At 54.4% G+C, this 18,890-nt stretch carries 15 protein-coding genes; 5 read left to right on the top strand and 10 right to left on the bottom strand.

Annotated elements, in window-relative coordinates:
- The first annotated feature begins 1 nt into the window (after nt 1).
- The 5 genes from thiG (at nt 2) to KHQ28_RS22295 (ending at nt 4,550) form a co-directional block, all read left to right on the top strand.
- Nucleotides 2-772: a thiazole synthase gene (gene thiG, locus KHQ28_RS22315; RefSeq protein WP_004146302.1), complete on the top strand. Its 771-nt coding sequence runs from the start codon at nt 2-4 to the stop codon at nt 770-772.
- The gene (gene thiH, locus KHQ28_RS22310; protein ID WP_004146303.1) at nt 769-1,902 is read left to right on the top strand and encodes a 2-iminoacetate synthase ThiH; all 1,134 of its coding nucleotides are present in this window, start codon (nt 769-771) and stop codon (nt 1,900-1,902) included. The genes thiG and thiH overlap by 4 nt, the downstream gene beginning before the upstream one ends.
- A 316-nt stretch (nt 1,903-2,218) precedes the next feature.
- A complete protein-coding gene (locus tag KHQ28_RS22305) occupies nt 2,219-3,751 on the top strand; it encodes a sensor domain-containing diguanylate cyclase (RefSeq protein WP_004178221.1) in 1,533 nt (510 codons plus the stop codon).
- Between the two features lie 172 nt (nt 3,752-3,923).
- Nucleotides 3,924-4,229: a PTS sugar transporter subunit IIB gene (locus KHQ28_RS22300; protein WP_002884150.1), complete on the top strand. Its 306-nt coding sequence runs from the start codon at nt 3,924-3,926 to the stop codon at nt 4,227-4,229.
- A gap of 3 nt (nt 4,230-4,232) precedes the next feature.
- Nucleotides 4,233-4,550 (top strand): PTS lactose/cellobiose transporter subunit IIA, encoded by a 318-nt coding sequence (locus KHQ28_RS22295; protein WP_004212847.1) that lies wholly within the window; start codon nt 4,233-4,235, stop codon nt 4,548-4,550.
- A gap of 42 nt (nt 4,551-4,592) precedes the next feature.
- Here the strand turns inward: KHQ28_RS22295 and dcuB are convergent, their stop codons facing one another.
- From dcuB to KHQ28_RS22245, 10 genes are all read right to left on the bottom strand, one after another.
- Entirely contained in the window at nt 4,593-5,933 is a 1,341-nt protein-coding gene (gene dcuB / locus KHQ28_RS22290; RefSeq protein ID WP_004192681.1) for an anaerobic C4-dicarboxylate transporter DcuB, read from the bottom strand.
- A gap of 400 nt (nt 5,934-6,333) precedes the next feature.
- Nucleotides 6,334-10,557, bottom strand: a complete 4,224-nt coding sequence (gene rpoC / locus KHQ28_RS22285; protein ID WP_002884146.1) for a DNA-directed RNA polymerase subunit beta' — start codon at nt 10,555-10,557, stop codon at nt 6,334-6,336.
- 76 nt (nt 10,558-10,633) lie between these two features.
- Nucleotides 10,634-14,662, bottom strand: coding sequence for a DNA-directed RNA polymerase subunit beta (gene rpoB / locus KHQ28_RS22280; RefSeq protein ID WP_004152306.1), 4,029 nt, complete (start codon nt 14,660-14,662; stop codon nt 10,634-10,636).
- Between the two features lie 324 nt (nt 14,663-14,986).
- A complete protein-coding gene (gene rplL, locus KHQ28_RS22275; protein ID WP_002884142.1) occupies nt 14,987-15,352 on the bottom strand; it encodes a 50S ribosomal protein L7/L12 in 366 nt (121 codons plus the stop codon).
- Between the two features lie 66 nt (nt 15,353-15,418).
- The gene (gene rplJ, locus KHQ28_RS22270) at nt 15,419-15,916 is read right to left on the bottom strand and encodes a 50S ribosomal protein L10 (protein WP_001207203.1); all 498 of its coding nucleotides are present in this window, start codon (nt 15,914-15,916) and stop codon (nt 15,419-15,421) included.
- Between the two features lie 347 nt (nt 15,917-16,263).
- Complete coding sequence (rplA, locus tag KHQ28_RS22265; RefSeq protein WP_002884036.1) at nt 16,264-16,968, bottom strand: 50S ribosomal protein L1; 705 nt, start codon at nt 16,966-16,968, stop codon at nt 16,264-16,266.
- Nucleotides 16,969-16,971: 3 nt separating this feature from the next.
- The gene (gene rplK / locus KHQ28_RS22260; protein ID WP_002884034.1) at nt 16,972-17,400 is read right to left on the bottom strand and encodes a 50S ribosomal protein L11; all 429 of its coding nucleotides are present in this window, start codon (nt 17,398-17,400) and stop codon (nt 16,972-16,974) included.
- 156 nt (nt 17,401-17,556) lie between these two features.
- A complete protein-coding gene (gene nusG, locus KHQ28_RS22255) occupies nt 17,557-18,102 on the bottom strand; it encodes a transcription termination/antitermination protein NusG (protein ID WP_001287521.1) in 546 nt (181 codons plus the stop codon).
- Nucleotide 18,103: 1 nt separating this feature from the next.
- Complete coding sequence (secE, locus tag KHQ28_RS22250; protein WP_002883772.1) at nt 18,104-18,487, bottom strand: preprotein translocase subunit SecE; 384 nt, start codon at nt 18,485-18,487, stop codon at nt 18,104-18,106.
- A gap of 336 nt (nt 18,488-18,823) precedes the next feature.
- A partial coding sequence (locus tag KHQ28_RS22245) for a hypothetical protein (protein WP_004200741.1) occupies nt 18,824-18,890 on the bottom strand: 67 nt, incomplete at its 5' end.

Below are 18,890 nucleotides of genomic sequence, written 5' to 3'. Positions count from 1 at the left end.
CATGTTACGTATTGCAGACAAAACGTTTGAATCCCATCTTTTCACCGGTACCGGCAAATTCGCCGCCCCGGAGGTGATGGTCGAGGCGATTCGCGCCTCGGGCAGCCAGCTGGTAACCCTGGCGATGAAGCGCGTCGATTTACGCCAGCGCAATGACGCCATCCTCGCCCCGCTGCTGGCGGCGGGAGTCAGCCTGCTGCCGAATACCTCGGGCGCCAAGACGGCGGAAGAGGCGGTGTTTGCCGCCCGTCTGGCGCGGGAAGCCCTGGGTACCCACTGGCTGAAGCTGGAGATCCACCCGGACGCCCGCTGGCTGCTGCCCGACCCGATTGAAACCCTGAAAGCGGCGGAGCTGCTGGTCCGCGAAGGGTTCGTGGTGCTGCCCTACTGCGGCGCCGATCCGGTGCTGTGTAAACGACTGGAAGAGGTGGGCTGCGCGGCGGTGATGCCGCTGGGTGCGCCGATCGGCTCCAATCAGGGGCTGGAAACCAAAGCCATGCTGGAGATTATTATCGAGCAGGCGACGGTCCCGGTGGTGGTCGACGCCGGGATCGGCGTCCCGAGCCATGCGGCGCAGGCGCTGGAGATGGGCGCGGACGCGGTGCTGGTCAATACCGCCATTGCCGTCGCCGACGACCCCGTGGCCATGGCCCGCGCCTTCCGTATGGCGATCGATGCCGGATTACTGGCGCGTCAGGCCGGACCGGGGGCACGCAGTACGCAGGCGCAGGCCACCAGCCCGCTCACCGGATTCCTGGAGGCGCTGGCATGAAAACCTTTAGCGATCGCTGGCGGCAGCTGGAGTGGGACGATATCCGCCTGCGCATCAACAGCAAAACCGCCGCCGACGTCGAACGGGCGCTGGCGGCCAAACAGCTCACCCGCGATGATATGATGGCCCTGCTCTCGCCTGCCGCGGCCAATTACCTTGAACCGCTGGCCCAGCGCGCGCAGCGCCTCACCCGGCAGCGCTTCGGCAATACCGTCAGCTTCTACGTGCCGCTGTATCTCTCCAACCTGTGCGCTAACGACTGCACCTACTGCGGCTTCTCGATGAGCAACCGCATTAAGCGCAAGACGCTGGATGCCGCCGAGATTGCCCGCGAGTGCGCCGCGATCCGCAACCTGGGCTTTGAGCATCTGCTGCTGGTGACCGGCGAACATCAGGGTAAGGTGGGAATGGATTATTTCCGTCAGCACCTACCGGCTATCCGCAGCCAGTTTGCCTCGCTGCATATGGAGGTGCAGCCGCTGGCGACTGAAGAGTATGCCGAGCTGAAAACCCTGGGGCTCGACGGGGTGATGGTCTATCAGGAGACCTATCATGAAAGCATGTACGCCAAACACCATCTGAAAGGAAAAAAGCAGGATTTCTTCTGGCGGCTGGATACGCCGGATCGCTTAGGCGCGGCGGGGATCGATAAGATCGGCCTTGGCGCGCTCATCGGCCTTTCCGACAGCTGGCGAGTGGACTGCTTTATAGTCGCTGAGCACCTGCTGTGGCTGCAGCAGCGCTACTGGCGCAGCCGCTATTCGGTCTCCTTCCCGCGCCTGCGTCCCTGCGCCGGCGGTATTGAACCGGCTTCGCTGATGGATGAGCGACAGCTGGTGCAAACTATCTGCGCCTTCCGCCTGCTGGCGCCAGAGGTTGAGCTGTCGCTATCCACCCGCGAATCACCCTGGTTCCGCGACCGGGTGATCCCGCTGGCGATCAATAACGTCAGCGCCTTCTCTAAAACCCAGCCCGGCGGCTACGCCGACGATCATCCGGAGCTCGAGCAATTTGCCCCGCACGACGATCGCCGCCCTGAAGAGGTCGCCAGCGCGCTGGCCGCCCGCGGCCTGCAGCCGGTATGGAAAGACTGGGATAGCTGGCTGGGACGCGCTTCGCAAACCTCATGATGTACAGTGTAAACGCCTGATAATTTTGCGCGCCTGCACGAGAGATGAAAAACGGAGGCTGGCCCGCCCGACGCCGTTTTTCTATTCTGCCCTGGTCAGCAGCGGACGCTGACCAGGGCGAACCTTTTCTTCCTCATTTTCGCCCTGCCTCTCCGCGCTGAGCAGAGGCCTGCACATTATCGCCGAATATAAATCACGATACATGAAGGCCTCAGAGTTATAATTGAGCAATAGTGAACTGATTCGATCGGCAGGCGTCCCAGACGCAACCTGCGTTCGGACCCATGGTTTATACATCCGGGACGATTAACGATTCATGGCTCTACACAACAGAAAGCTCTCTTTTACGACGCCGATCGTCGTGGGGTTTGCCGGTATTTTGCTCAGTTTTATGCTGATCGCTATTTTTGTGACTCTGGCGCAACAGAAAGATTTTCTCGAAGATTATCACGATATTAACCGCAATTTTACCCATAACCTGGCGATCAACTATACGGAAACCCTGCTGCGGGAAAATGATTTTATCCTCGGGCGCGCAGCCGCCTTCTTTGCCCGCAATGACGAACTGAATCGCGCAGTCAATGTGGAGCCGGAGAAAGGGTTAACCACGCTGATGCAGTTACAGAACATGATGCCAAGCGTCTCATCCATCTCGCTGGCGGATACCGAGGGCCACTATCTGCGCGCCCCGGAGGTGCTGGAAAACGAAGACAGTCGGGCTTTCGATCCCAGAACGCGGCCCTGGTTTATCAAACAGGCGGAAGCCAGCACCTTCAGCCACTACACCAGTCCGTATATGGATTATTTCACCCACCATCCGACGATTACCATTTTCAAACCCATCATTACCCCGGAAGGGAAACTCAAGGGCAGCCTGGCCTTTCATCTCGATCTCACCTCCATGGGGTTCGCGCTGCGCCAGATGGTGGCGCCCGTACAGGGGGAATTTTTTGTGGTGCAACGGGATGGCAAAGTGGTCCTGCACTCCGACCCGGGCGCGCTGTTTAAACCCTTCGTCAGGGACGAGCTGATGGATAAAATGACCAGCGGAGAGGGGCAGCTTTACGATCCCGGGAGCGACACCTGGTATTACTATTACTCCTTTACCAATCCCGACTGGTTTGTGATTTTCCGTGTCGATAACGCCACCCTGGTCAATCTGACACGTCATGAGACCAATTTAGTGATCGGCGGTTTCACTCTCGCAGCGATCATTATTATCCTGTTCGGTCTTTATCTGCGTCATGCTTCCCGTACCGTGCTGATGAATATCATCAATGCGATTAAAACCGGTGACGTCAAACGCGCCCCGCGCCTTGAGGCGATGCTGAGTAAAGCGATTGAAACTAATAAACAGCGCGAACTGTCCTACGTCCGCCAGGCGACCATCGACGCTCTCACCGGCTGCAAAAACCGCCGCGCCTTCGACAGCGATATTGCCGCCCTGATGAACGATCACCAGCCGTTCGCCCTCGCGCTGGTCGATATCGATAACTTTAAATCAATCAACGACACCTGGGGCCATCTCAATGGCGATATCGTCCTGCGTAACGTCGCTCGCGAAGGGCTACAGGTCCTCCAGCCGCTGGAGATATCCCTCTATCGCTACGGCGGCGAAGAGTTCGCGGTGGTCTTTCCTGCCGAACATATCGATAACGCCCGCACGCTGCTGGAAACATGGCGGGTAAACGTCGAACGACGCACCTGGCGCGAAGATGGCCTGACGGTCACCTTCAGCGCCGGCCTCGGGGAATGGAATATGGAGCCACTGGATAAGCTGGTGGTGAGCGTCGATGAAGCGCTGTACAAAGCCAAACAGCAGGGTAAAAACCGTATCCTGCGCGCGTAAGACTTCAGCGCCGCCACCGCCCACTTCGGTGGGCTTTTTTATTTTTTCCGGAAAAAATGAAACCGGTTTCAATTATTGTGTGATGCCTTACACACAATCACGGTAAAGCGGTTGTCGCATCGCCAGGGCCGCGATAAAGATAAGACATCACGGAACACAAGGGCCACTGACTATGAAGAATATCGTTTTGTGCTGTGCCGCCGGTATGTCTACCAGCATGCTGGTTCAGCGTATGCAAGATGCCGCGCAGAAGAAGGGTGTTGAGGTCTCTATCAAGGCCGTACCGGTCGCTGAGTTTAAAGATAATCTGGCCGCCGCCGACATTATTTTGCTCGGCCCGCAGGTGAAATATGAGCAGGCGAAGCTGCAGGCGCTGGCCGACCCGTTCGGCAAGAAGGTCGCCGTGATCGATATGATGGACTACGGCATGATGAAAGGTGATGCCGTTCTGGATAAAGCCCTTAAGATGCTGGAGTAATCGATGGAAGATTTAGAAACGATCATCATGGAGCTGCTGGTTAACGCGGGTTCCGCACGTAGCGCGGCGCTGACGGCGCTACAGCTGGCGCGAAAAGGCGATTTTGCCGCCGCGGAGCAGGCCATGGCTGAATCCCATGAGTTCGTCAAACATGCGCATAAAATTCAGACCCAGCTTATCGGCATGGATGAAGGCAGCGGTAAATTGCCGGTCAACCTGATCACCGTGCATTCCCAGGACCATCTGATGAACGCTATGGTCATTCAGGATCTGGCGACCGACATGATTGAACTCTATCGTCGTCTGCCCCTCGCGCAATAATCTCACGGATTTAACGGGCGTCGCTGCCGGCGCCCGTCCTTCTTACAGAAAGCCGTACATCGCCGCGAATATCCAGCCAAACACGCAGGAGACGCCGACGCCGATGAGCCCGGGCAGGATAAAGCTGTGGTTAATCACAAAGCGGCCGATATGGGTGGTCCCTGAGCGATCAAACTGGATCGCCGCCAGATCGCTTGGGTAGGTCGGCAGAATATAGTAGCCATAGCAGGCCGGCGCAGAAGCCACGATATAAGCCGGGTCGACGCCGATGGCCAGGGCTACTGGCACAATCGCCGCCAGCGCTGCCGCCTGGGAGTTCACAAATTTCGAAACCAGTAGCAGCACGATGGCATAAGCCCACGGATACTCTTTTACCATTTCACCAAGCACGCCTTTAATCTCGGTCATGTGTGCGCCAAACATGGTCTCCGCCATCCACGCGATGCCGTACACCGCGACGATAGCGATCATTCCCGAACGAAAGACCTCATTTTTGGAAATCGATGCCGGGTTAGTTTTTGTAATGATGATGATCAGCGCTCCGGAGAGCAGCATAAACATCTGGATAACCAGCACCATCGACAGTGGTTTACCGTCAAAGGCCGGGCGCAGTTCAGAAAAAGCGCCAAGCAGCGCCACCACGGCGATAGAGGCCAGAAAAATCCACATTGCTATCCAGTTGCTGGTCGGCAGCTTTTTGTCCAGCAGCGTCGCCGTATCGCCATAGACGTAATGGCGGTTCTCCGGTAGCGCAATAAACGCCTGGAAGGCTTCGTCCTGATCCAGGTCTTTGCCGCGGAACCAGCTGAAGATACCGATGGCTAAAATACCCAGCAGCGTGGACGGAATGGTTATCGCCAGCAGATCGAGAAACTCCAGGTGTTTCCCGTTAAAGGTAAAATTTCCCAGCATCGCCACCAGCGATACCACCGCCACCGAGACCGGGCTGGCGATGATCCCCATCTGAGCGCCAATGGAGCTGGCGGCCATCGGACGCTCCGGACGAATGTTATTCTTAATCGCCACATCGTAGATAATCGGCAGGATGGTATACACCACGTGGCCGGTACCGCAGAGGATGGTCAGCGTGCAGGTGACGAAAGGCGCCACGATAGAAACATATTTCGGGTTACGCCGCAGCAGCTTCTCGGCAATCTGCAGCATCACGTCTAACCCGCCGGACGCCTGCAGGGTCGCCGAGGCGGCTACCACTGCAATGATCACCAGCATCACATCAACCGGCGGTTTGCCCGGCTGGAGATGAAAAACAAAGACGAGGATCACCAAACCGATGCCGCCCAGCAGCCCCAGCGCAATACCCCCTTTTCGGGCACCATAAAACAGACAAATTAATATAATAATGAGTTGTATCGCGAATTCCATGCAGCCCCCAGAGCCTGTCCACTCAGATCTAAAAATGATCCCTACCTGCCTGTCGGGATTATTTCTGCGCCTGACCGGGAGAAGCATGAGATGCGGCTATCCCTCTCCAGCGCCGTCGCGCCGAAGATACAGCAACAGAAGTAATCCCATGATTCATCGGGTATTTTGAATATATACCCTTTGAATTGATTATTTTTTGATATGAGTAGAAGTTTTACCCATACATAAAGAAAGGTTTTAGAAAAAGGCTTCTAATAGATATTTTGCATGAATTAATTGCTAAGAAAATGAAGATTTAATATGTCGTAAATGTAATTAAGGGCCGGGAAAGCGGCGAAAAATAGACAATAAAAAAAGCCGGTCAGGAAACCTGACCGGCTTTTTAGCAGTGCATCAACGATTAATCGTTGTCAGAACCGCCCAGACCTGCGTTCAGCAGCTCTGCCAGGTTGGCAGACGCTTCTTCCACGCTCACCTGCGGTGCCGCCGGCAGCTCGCCAGCAGCGCGACGGCGCATACGATCCTGGTGATACGCATAACCGGTACCGGCCGGGATCAGACGACCCACGATGACGTTCTCTTTCAGACCGCGCAGTTCGTCGCGTTTGCCCGCAACGGCTGCTTCGGTCAGCACGCGAGTGGTCTCCTGGAACGATGCCGCGGAGATGAAGGACTCGGTGGCCAGAGACGCTTTGGTGATACCCAGCAGATCGCGGGAGAACGTTGCGCCCACTTTGCCGTTCGCTTCCAGTTCGCGGTTCGCGATCTTGACGCGGGAGTATTCCACCTGCTCGCCTTCGAGGAAGTCGGAGCTGCCTGCGCTTTCGATGGTGGCTTTACGCAGCATCTGACGAACGATAACTTCGATGTGCTTATCGTTAATCTTAACGCCCTGCAGACGGTATACGTCCTGGACTTCGTTAACAATGTAACGGGTCACAGCATGTACGCCACGCAGACGCAGAATGTCGTGCGGTGCTTCCGGACCGTCGGAAACCACATCACCACGTTCCACACGTTCACCTTCGAACACGTTGAGCTGACGCCATTTCGGGATCATCTCTTCGTACGGCTCGCTACCGTCTACCGGGGTGATAACCAGGCGACGTTTCCCTTTGGTTTCTTTACCGAAGGAAATGATACCGCTGATTTCAGCCAGGATAGCCGGCTCTTTCGGACGACGTGCTTCGAACAGGTCCGCAACGCGCGGCAGACCACCGGTGATATCCTTGGTACCGCCGGATTCCTGCGGAATACGCGCCAGGGTGTCACCAGAGCTGATCTGTACGCCATCTTCCAGCTGAACAATCGCTTTACCCGGCAGGAAGTACTGAGCAGGCATATCAGTGCCTGGGATCAGAACGTCGTTGCCCTGAGCATCAACAATTTTCAGTGCTGGACGCAGATCTTTACCACCTGCGGTACGTTCTGCAGAGTCCAGAACCACCAGCGAAGACAGACCGGTCAGCTCGTCAGTCTGACGAGTAATGGTCTGGCCGTCGATCATGTCAGTGAAACGGATGAAACCGCTAACTTCGGTGATAACCGGCATGGTGTGCGGATCCCAGTTTGCGACGGTTTCACCGCCGGCAACCTGCTCACCGTCGCCTTTCGCCATAACCGCACCGTAAGGTACTTTATAGCTCTCTTTGGTACGACCGAATTCGTCGATCAGCTTCAGCTCGGTATTACGGGAAGTGATAACCAGCTTACCACTGGAGTTCACAACCGACTTCGCGTTGCTGAGCTTGATGCTACCTTTGTTTTTCACCTGGATGCTGGATTCAGCAGCCGCACGAGATGCCGCACCACCGATGTGGAACGTACGCATCGTCAGCTGTGTACCCGGCTCACCGATGGACTGTGCCGCGATAACGCCGATAGCCTCACCTTTGTTGATGAGGTGGCCACGCGCCAGGTCACGACCATAGCAGTGCGCGCAGACGCCAAAGTCGGTGTCACAGGATACAACGGAACGCACTTTGACGGAGTCAACGGAATTCGCTTCCAGCAGGTCACACCAGTGCTCATGCAGCAGCGTGTTGCGTGGAACCAGAATATCCGCGGTACCCGGCTTCAGAACATCTTCCGCAGTCACACGACCCAGTACGCGATCGCGCAGCGGCTCTTTAACGTCGCCACCTTCGATAACCGGCGTCATGGTGATGCCTTCCAGGGTGCCGCAGTCGTCTTCAGTGACGACCAGGTCCTGCGCAACGTCAACCAGACGACGAGTCAGGTAACCGGAGTTCGCTGTTTTCAGTGCGGTATCCGCCAGACCTTTACGAGCACCGTGGGTGGAGATGAAGTACTGGAGTACGTTCAGACCTTCACGGAAGTTCGCGGTGATCGGCGTTTCGATGATGGAGCCATCCGGCTTCGCCATCAGACCACGCATACCAGCCAGCTGACGAATCTGTGCCGCAGAACCACGCGCACCGGAGTCGGCCATCATGTAGATGCTGTTGAAGGAAACCTGCTGCTCTTCCTGACCGTCACGGTTAATCACGGTTTCGGTTTGCAGGTTATCCATCATCGCTTTGGATACACGATCGTTCGCCGCAGCCCAGATATCGATAACTTTGTTGTAGCGTTCGCCCGCGGTCACCAGACCGGACTGGAACTGTTCCTGAATCTCAGCAACTTCCGCTTCCGCTTCGCTGATGATTTCGTATTTTTTCTCCGGGATGACCATGTCATCGATACCAACGGATGCACCTGAACGCGCTGCGTAAGCAAAGCCGGTGTACATCGTCTGGTCCGCAAAAATAACGGTCGGTTTCAGACCCAGAATACGGTAACAGGTGTTCAGCATCTTGGAGATCGCTTTCTTACCAAGCGCCTGGTTCACGATAGAGAACGGCAGACCTTTCGGTACGATCATCCACAGAATGGCACGGCCAACGGTCGTGTCTTTCAGGCTGGTTTTCGCGACAAACTCACCATTGTCGTCTTTTTCGTATTCAGTGATACGCACTTTAACGCGCGCATGCAGAGAGGCCAGGCCGGCGCGATAAATACGCTCAGCTTCTTTCGGGCCAGTCAGCACCATGCCTTCGCCTTTGGCGTTAACACTGTCACGGGTCATGTAGTACAGACCCAGTACAACGTCCTGAGACGGAACGATGATTGGTTCGCCGTTCGCCGGGGACAGGATGTTGTTGGTAGACATCATCAGCGCACGCGCTTCCAGCTGGGCTTCCAGCGTCAGCGGTACGTGAACAGCCATCTGGTCACCATCGAAGTCGGCGTTGTATGCCGCACAAACCAGCGGGTGCAGCTGGATGGCTTTACCTTCGATCAGAACCGGTTCGAATGCCTGAATACCCAGACGGTGCAGGGTTGGCGCACGGTTCAGCAGGACCGGGTGTTCGCGGATAACTTCGTCCAGGATATCCCAAACGACAGCTTCTTCGCGCTCAACCATCTTCTTAGCGGCTTTGATGGTGGTGGCCAGGCCACGCAGTTCCAGCTTGCCGTAGATGAACGGTTTGAACAGCTCCAGCGCCATTTTCTTCGGCAGACCGCACTGATGCAGACGCAGGTATGGACCTACGGTGATAACAGAACGACCGGAGTAGTCAACGCGTTTACCGAGCAGGTTCTGGCGGAAACGACCCTGTTTACCTTTGATCATATCGGCCAAAGATTTCAGAGGACGTTTGTTAGAACCGGTGATCGCACGACCGCGACGACCGTTATCCAGCAGGGCGTCAACCGCTTCCTGCAGCATACGTTTTTCGTTGCGTACGATGATATCCGGCGCAGCCAGATCCAGCAGACGTTTCAGACGGTTGTTACGGTTGATCACGCGACGATACAGATCGTTGAGGTCAGACGTCGCGAAACGACCACCGTCCAGCGGAACCAGCGGACGCAGATCTGGCGGCAGTACCGGCAGAACGGTCAGGATCATCCACTCCGGCTTGTTGCCAGACTGAACGAAAGCTTCCAGCAGCTTAATGCGCTTGGTCAGCTTTTTACGCTTGGTTTCGGAGTTGGTTTCGTTCAGCTCTTCACGCAGCTGCTCGCATTCCTGCTCCAGATCCATATTGCGCAGCAGCGCCTGGATCGCTTCCGCGCCCATTTTCGCGTCGAATTCGTCACCGAACTCTTCCAGCGCGTCCAGGTACTGTTCTTCCGTCAGAATCTGGTTGCGTTCGAGGTTGGTCATGCCACCTTCGATAACCACATAGGATTCAAAGTACAGTACACGTTCGATATCGCGCAGCGGCATATCCAGCAGCAGACCGATACGGGACGGCAGGGATTTCAGGAACCAGATGTGCGCAGTCGGACATGCCAGCTCGATGTGGCCCATGCGCTCACGACGCACTTTAGTCTGGGTCACTTCAACGCCGCACTTCTCACAGATCACACCGCGGTGTTTCAGGCGCTTGTACTTACCGCACAGGCACTCATAATCTTTTACCGGCCCAAAGATACGGGCGCAGAAAAGGCCGTCACGCTCAGGCTTGAACGTACGGTAGTTAATGGTTTCCGGCTTTTTAACTTCACCGAAAGACCATGAACGGATCATGTCTGGCGAAGCCAGAGCAATTTTGATCGCATCAAACTCTTCGGTTTTAGTTTGCGCTTTCAGAAACTTTAATAAGTCTTTCACGGATTTGCTCCCGTCGGAGTTAGCACATTCCGCTGCCGGGCGTTAACCCGGCAGCAGTGACCTGTTTGAGCGAGAATTACTCGTCTTCCAGTTCGATGTTGATGCCCAGCGAGCGAATTTCTTTCAACAGTACGTTGAAGGATTCCGGCATGCCCGGTTCCATCTGGTGATTGCCGTCCACGATGTTTTTATACATCTTGGTACGACCGTTCACGTCATCAGACTTAACGGTGAGCATTTCCTGCAGGGTGTAGGCCGCGCCGTATGCTTCCAGCGCCCACACTTCCATCTCACCGAAGCGCTGACCACCGAACTGTGCCTTACCACCCAGCGGCTGCTGAGTAACCAGGCTGTAAGAACCGGTGGAACGAGCGTGCATTTTGTCGTCGACCAGGTGGTTCAGTTTCAGCATGTACATGTAACCCACGGTTACCGGACGTTCGAACTGTTCACCGGTGCGGCCATCAAACAGGGTGATCTGACCGGAAGTCGGCAGGTCGCCCAGCTGCAGCAGCTCTTTGATTTCAGCTTCTTTCGCACCGTCGAATACCGGCGTTGCGATCGGCATGCCTTTACGCAGGTTTTCAGCCAGACGCAGAACTTCTTCATCGCTGAAGGTATTCAGGTCAACTTTCTGGCGAACGTCAGCGCCCAGATCGTAAGCACGCTGGATGAATTCGCGCAGTTTCGCGACTTCCTGCTGCTGCTTCAGCATGGCGTTGATCTTATCGCCGATGCCTTTTGCAGCCATACCCAGGTGAGTTTCAAGGATCTGACCGATGTTCATACGAGACGGTACGCCCAGCGGGTTCAGTACGATATCTACCGGCGTACCGTTAGCATCGTGCGGCATATCTTCGATCGGGTTGATCTTAGAGATAACACCCTTGTTACCGTGACGACCTGCCATCTTATCACCAGGCTGGATACGGCGTTTAACGGCCAGATATACCTTAACAATCTTCAGCACGCCCGGTGCCAGATCGTCGCCTTGGGTGATTTTACGGCGTTTCGCTTCGAGTTTTTTCTCGAACTCATGTTTCAGTTCGTCATACTGCTCAGCCAGCTGTTCCAGCTGATTTTGTTTCTCTTCGTCGGTCAGGCCCAGTTCCAGCCAGCGATCGCGAGGCAGCTTGTCGAGCTTCTCAGCTTCAACGCCACCGGAGACCAGCACCGCGTAGATACGACTGAACAGACCGGCTTCGAGGATCTGCAGTTCTTCAGACAGGTCTTTTTTGGCCTGCTTCAGCTGCATCTCTTCGATTTCCAGAGCACGTTTGTCTTTTTCTACGCCGTCACGGGTAAAGACCTGAACGTCGATAACGGTACCAGAGACACCGTTCGGTACGCGCAGAGAAGAGTCTTTAACGTCAGACGCTTTCTCACCGAAGATCGCGCGCAGCAGTTTCTCTTCCGGCGTCAGCTGGGTTTCACCTTTCGGCGTTACCTTACCAACCAGAATGTCGCCGCCGGTCACTTCCGCACCGATATAAACGATACCGGATTCATCCAGTTTGGAGAGCGCAGCTTCACCCACGTTCGGGATGTCAGCGGTGATCTCTTCCGGCCCCAGCTTGGTGTCACGGGACACGCACGCCAGTTCCTGAATGTGGATAGTGGTGAAACGGTCTTCCTGGACAACACGCTCGGAAACGAGGATGGAGTCTTCGAAGTTGTAACCGTTCCACGGCATGAACGCTACACGCATGTTCTGACCCAGCGCCAGCTCACCGAGGTCGGTGGACGGGCCGTCTGCCAGCACGTCGCCGCGCTCAATAGGTTCGCCCAGGGACACGCAAGGCATCTGGTTGATGCAGGTGTTCTGGTTAGAACGGGTGTACTTGGTCAGGTTATAGATGTCGATACCTGCTTCGCCCGGGTACATCTCGTCTTCGTTAACTTTGATAACGATACGGGAAGCATCCACGTACTGAACGGTACCGCCACGTTTAGCCACGGCAGTAACACCGGAGTCAACGGCAACAGCACGTTCCATACCGGTACCAACCAGCGGCTTATCAGCGCGCAGAGTCGGAACCGCCTGACGTTGCATGTTCGCACCCATCAATGCACGGTTGGCGTCATCGTGTTCCAGGAACGGGATCAGGGACGCACCGACGGATACCACCTGCTGGGTGGATACGTCCATGTAGTCAACCTGGTCGCGGCTGAACAAGCTGGATTCGCCTTTGCTACGGCAGGTAACCAGATCTTCTACGAAGTGGCCGTTTTCATCCAGGTTGGAGTTCGCCTGAGCGATAACGTAGTTGCCTTCTTCGATAGCAGACAGGTAGTGAATTTCGTCAGTAACCACACCGTTGGTCACTTTACGATACGGCGTCTCAAGGAAGCCATATTCGTTGGTCTGCGCGTACACGGACAGGGAGTTAATCAGACCGATGTTCGGACCTTCAGGCGTTTCGATCGGACATACGCGACCGTAGTGGGTCGGGTGTACGTCTCGAACTTCGAAGCCTGCGCGCTCACGGGTCAGACCGCCTGGGCCGAGTGCGGAGATACGACGTTTGTGCGTAATCTCAGACAGCGGGTTGTTCTGGTCCATAAACTGAGACAGCTGACTGGAACCAAAGAACTCTTTCACTGCTGCGGAAATCGGCTTGGCGTTGATCATATCCTGAGGCATCAGGGTATCCAGATCGCCAAGAGACAGACGCTCTTTCACCGCACGCTCTACACGTACCAGGCCAACGCGGAACTGGTTTTCCGCCATTTCGCCAACGGAACGGATACGACGGTTGCCGAGGTGGTCGATATCGTCCACTTCGCCTTTACCGTTACGGATATCGATGAGCTTCTTCATCACTTCGATGATGTCGTCTTTGCTCAGGATACCGGAACCTTCGATTTCGTCGCGCAGCAGAGAACGGTTGAACTTCATACGACCAACCGCGGACAGATCGTAGCGGTCTTCAGAGAAGAACAGGTTCTCAAACAGACTTTCAGCGGCTTCACGAGTCGGCGGCTCGCCAGGGCGCATCATGCGGTAGATTTCTACCAGCGCGCTCAGACGATCGTTAGTCGGGTCGACGCGTACCGTTTCAGAGATGTACGGGCCGTGGTCCAGATCGTTGGTGAACAGCGTTTCGATACGCTTGTGGCCAGACTGGCTCAGCTTAGCCAGCAGATCCAGGCTCAGCTCCATGTTCGCCGGGCAGATCAGTTCGCCAGTCGCTTCATCGATATAGTCTTTAGCCGCCACTTTGCCCGCGATATATTCAACCGGCACTTCGATATGCTTGATATCGTCTTTTTCCAGCTGACGGATATGACGAGCCGTGATGCGACGGCCTTTCTCAACGTACACTTTGCCGTTGGCTTCGATATCGAAGGAGGCAGTTTCACCGCGCAGACGCTCCGGAATCAGCTCCATCTGCAGCTTGTTGTCGCGAATTTCAAAGACCACTTTTTCGAAGAACAGGTCAAGGATCTGCTCAGTGGTGTAATTCAGCGCGCGCAGGATGATGGTAGCCGGCAGCTTACGACGACGGTCGATACGAACGAACAGGTTGTCTTTCGGGTCGAATTCGAAGTCCAGCCAGGAACCGCGGTAAGGGATGATACGTGCGTTATACAGAACCTTACCGGAGGAGTGGGTCTTACCTTTGTCACTGTCAAAGAAGACGCCCGGGCTACGGTGCAGCTGAGAAACGATAACACGCTCGGTACCGTTGATAACAAAGGTACCGTTGTCGGTCATGAGCGGAATTTCGCCCATGTAGACTTCTTGTTCTTTAATGTCTTTGACGGTGCCTTCTGGCGCTTCGCGCTCGTAGATCACCAGACGCAGTTTTACGCGCAGCGGTGCAGAATAAGTCACGCCACGGATCTGACATTCTTTAACGTCAAAAACCGGTTCGCCCAGACGGTAGCTGACGTATTGCAGCTCGGAATTACCGCTGTAGCTCTGAATCGGGAATACGGAACGGAAAGCAGCTTCCAGACCATACTGCCCTTCAGGATCTTGCTCGATAAACTTCTGGAACGAGTCAAGCTGGATAGAAAGGAGATATGGCACATCCAGAACTTGTGGACGTTTACCAAAATCCTTACGAATACGTTTTTTCTCGGTATAGGAGTAAACCATAGGGTTCCTCAGCTCGCTGACAAGTCGACCCATCTGCCCGCAGAGGGCAGTTTTTTATGCAACACTATTTTGTTGACCGGAAAATGGAACACTTTCCGCAATGCCTGTTGCTATCACGCTTAAACCATTTCATTGCGATTTACACAGCCCAGGAACCCTAACCTGTCGCAGTATATTAAGTCGTCGATAGAAACAAGCATTGAGAGGCAAACCAGTAGTCAAACAGCGTGAAACGCTACTGGCGCCTTACAGCGCAAAAAGGCTGGTGACCAAAAAGTCACCAGCCTCAGCCTGATTTCTCAGGCTGCAACCGGAAGGGTTGGCTTATTTAACTTCAACTTCAGCGCCAGCTTCTTCCAGAGATTTTTTCAGAGCTTCAGCGTCGTCTTTGCTGATGCCTTCTTTCAGTGCAGCCGGAGCAGATTCTACCAGGTCTTTAGCTTCTTTCAGACCCAGGCCAGTTGCGCCACGTACTGCTTTGATAACAGCAACTTTGTTAGCGCCAGCAGCTTTCAGAATTACGTCGAATTCAGTTTTTTCTTCAGCAGCTTCAACCGGGCCAGCAGCTACAGCTACAGCAGCAGCAGCGGAAACACCGAATTTTTCTTCCATTGCAGAGATCAGCTCAACAACGTCCATTACGGACATAGCGGATACTGCTTCAATGATTTGATCTTTAGTGATAGACATTTAAATTGTTCCTGAATATCAGAATAAGTTTATACGTAAGCGAATGCTTTACAAAGATAACTGCGATTAAGCAGCTTCTTTCGCATCGCGTACAGCAGCCAGAGTACGAACCAGTTTGCCAGCCGAAGCTTCTTTCATGGTTGCCATCAGGCGTGCAATTGCTTCTTCGTAGGTCGGCAGAGTTGCCAGGCGGTCGATCTGCGACGCCGGGATCAGCTCACCTTCAAAGGCAGCGGCTTTGACCTCAAATTTTGCATTCGCTTTCGCGAACTCTTTGAACAGACGAGCAGCAGCGCCCGGGTGTTCCATAGAGTATGCAATCAGGGTCGGACCAACAAACGTGTCTTTCAGGCACTCGAACTGAGTACCTTCAACGACGCGGCGCAGCAGGGTGTTACGAACAACACGCATGTATACGCCAGCTTCACGACCTGCTTTACGCAGTTCAGTCATTTTATCTACAGTTACGCCACGGGAATCCGCAACTACTGCAGACAGCGCGCCTTTGGCTACTTCGCTGACTTCAGCAACAATCGCTTGTTTGTCTTGAAGATTTAAAGCCATTAGCTTTGCTCCTGGATGTTTGCCAGAGCCTATGCTCTGGAACTCACTTCACTCAATTCAACGAAAAGAGCGTCTAAATACGGTGAGCAGAAACAAGCCAGAATATCCAAAAATAATCTTAGCGTTCTGTCACCGTCTACGCAGGGGATTAAGTTTCTTGCGAAACACCTGCGGTCTTCGACGGAGGCCTGGATAGGCCAGGCTCCAACGAACAAATTCTTCCTATGACTTCGTCCTTCGAACCGCAGCGGCGTTAGCTGCAATTCAAATGACTCGCATAGCGTCTGTCTTATTGACAGAATCGTGGGGGTAAGATTGTAGACAAAATCACCGCCCACGTAAAGGCATTAGTTTGCAGAAGCGTTCAGGCCAGCCTGATCTACTGCAACACCTGCACCCATAGTGGTGGAGATGCTAACTTTCTTGATGTACACGCCTTTCGCCTGAGTCGGTTTTGCTTTTTTCAGCGCAACCAGCAGAGCTTCCAGGTTTTCTTTCAGTTTGTCAGCGTCAAAGTCCACTTTACCGATGGTGGTGTGGATGATGCCGTTTTTGTCGTTACGGTAACGAACCTGGCCTGCTTTCGCGTTTTTAACCGCTTCAGCAACGTTCGGAGTTACGGTACCTACTTTCGGGTTCGGCATCAGGCCACGCGGACCCAGAACCTGGCCCAGCTGGCCAACAACGCGCATTGCATCCGGGGAAGCAATAACAACGTCAAAGTTCATTTCGCCTTTTTTGATCTGCTCAGCCAGATCTTCCATACCTACCAGCTCAGCGCCTGCAGCTTTAGCAGCTTCAGCGTTTGCGCCCTGGGTAAATACGGCTACGCGAACGGAACGGCCAGTACCGTGCGGCAGTACAGTTGCGCCACGGACGTTCTGGTCAGATTTACGAGCGTCGATGCCGAGGTTAACGGCAACGTCTACGCTTTCGGTAAATTTAGCGGTGGCCAGCTCTTTCAGCAGAGCAATGGCTTCGTTGATGTCGTACTGTTTAGTTGCATCAACTTTCTCACGGATCACGCGCATGCGCTTGGTCAGTTTAGCCATTTCTTAGTCCTCCACTACCAGGCCCATGGAACGTGCAGTACCTTCGATGGAGCGAGTCATCGCTTCAATGTCGGCACCAGTCATGTCGGCAGCTTTGGTCTGCGCGATTTCCTGCAGCTGAGCGCGGGAGATTTTACCCACTTTATCTTTGTTCGGCTTACCGGAACCAGACTTGATGCCTGCAGCTTTCTTCAGCAGAACAGCAGCCGGCGGAGTCTTGGTAACAAAGGTAAAGGAACGGTCAGCGTAAACGGTGATAACAACCGGGATCGGCAGACCTTTCTCCAGGGAATCAGTTTTGGCGTTGAACGCTTTGCAGAATTCCATGATGTTCACGCCCTGCTGACCCAGTGCTGGGCCGACCGGCGGGCTCGGGTTCGCCATACCAGCTGCAACCTGCAGCTTGACGTAGGCTTGGACTTTCTTAGCCATTCTTAAATCCTCAAATTGGGTATTAACGCTTCAGAGAAGCTCCCCGTGATTAAACATCGTTTTACGGGCCGGGCCCATAAAAACAAAAGGCGCGAAATTGTATGCCAATTTCGCGCCCTATGCAACGATTAAATCGCTGCTTTTTTGATCGCCGGCTTACGCCTTCTCAACCTGGCTGAAGTCCAGTTCTACCGGGGTCGCACGACCGAAGATAGAAACGGAAACTTTCAGGCGGGACTTCTCATAGTCCACTTCTTCCACCACGCCGTTAAAGTCAGCGAACGGACCGTCGTTAACGCGAACCATTTCACCCGGTTCAAACAGCGTTTTCGGACGCGGCTTATCGCCAACCTGCTGCAGACGATTCATGATGGCGTCGACTTCTTTGTCGCTGATCGGCGCCGGACGGTCAGAGGTGCCGCCGATGAAGCCCATCACGCGCGGTACGCTGCGCACCAGGTGCCAGCTTGCGTCGTTCATGACCATCTGAACCAGGACATAGCCCGGGAAGAATTTACGTTCGCTTTTACGACGCTGGCCGCCACGGATCTCAACCACTTCTTCGGTCGGGACCATGACTTCGCCAAATAACTCTTCCATGTTGTGTAATTTGATATGTTCACGCAGCGACGTGGCTACGCGACCTTCAAAACCGGAAAACGCCTGAACGACGTACCAGCGCTTTTTAGGAGCTTCAGACATCTCAGAACCTCAGGCCAGTGATAAAGGAGACCAGGCGAACCAGAATACCATCCAGTCCCCACAGGATCAGTGACATTACTGCAGTCACGGCAGCAACAATCAGCGTAGTATGCAGCGTTTCCTGGCGAGTCGGCCAAATCACTTTACGAACTTCGGTTCTCGCTTCGCGAGCAAAAGCAACGGTCGCCTTACCTTTCGTCGTCAACAGCGCGACGCCACCGGCAGCAGCAATAAGAATAACCACGGCCAGCGCACGCACCGCCAGCATAATGTCACGATAAAGGAAGTTGCCCACGATCGCCACGATCAGCAGCACGGCAACGATAATCCACTTCATCGCTTCCAGGCCGCGCCCGCTCCCTTGAGCTTCGGTATTCGCACTCATAAACCAACCTGTCAGAAGTATTCTACAAACAATTTCACCCCGCGGGGGCGAGGCGATCCAAACCGAAATTAAGTTTCGGATTATACACTTAACTATTCAAATTGCTTCAATGTTGACGGTGGTGTCACCCCTGCCCTGCTGTTGCAAAGAAGGAGTTGATTAGCCGTCGCCCTGAGGCTCGAATGGTTTGGTGTATAAACGCCCTCTTCAGAGCCTGTCTCAGCAATGATTATGACAAATAAAATCACTGATGAGCCAGGTTCTGGTGTGAAAGCGTGCAAAAAGGGCATCAAATGATGCCCTTTTATTGCGCATTGCGTCAAATGTTATCAGCGATTAGCCGAGAACTTTAGCAACCACGCCCGCGCCAACGGTACGACCGCCTTCACGGATTGCGAAACGC

The organism is Klebsiella sp. 28, from assembly GCF_018223905.1.
Lineage (GTDB): Bacteria > Pseudomonadota > Gammaproteobacteria > Enterobacterales > Enterobacteriaceae > Klebsiella > Klebsiella pneumoniae.
Note: the sequence above shows the minus strand (reverse complement) of the source record. Positions and strands in the feature narration are given on the sequence as shown.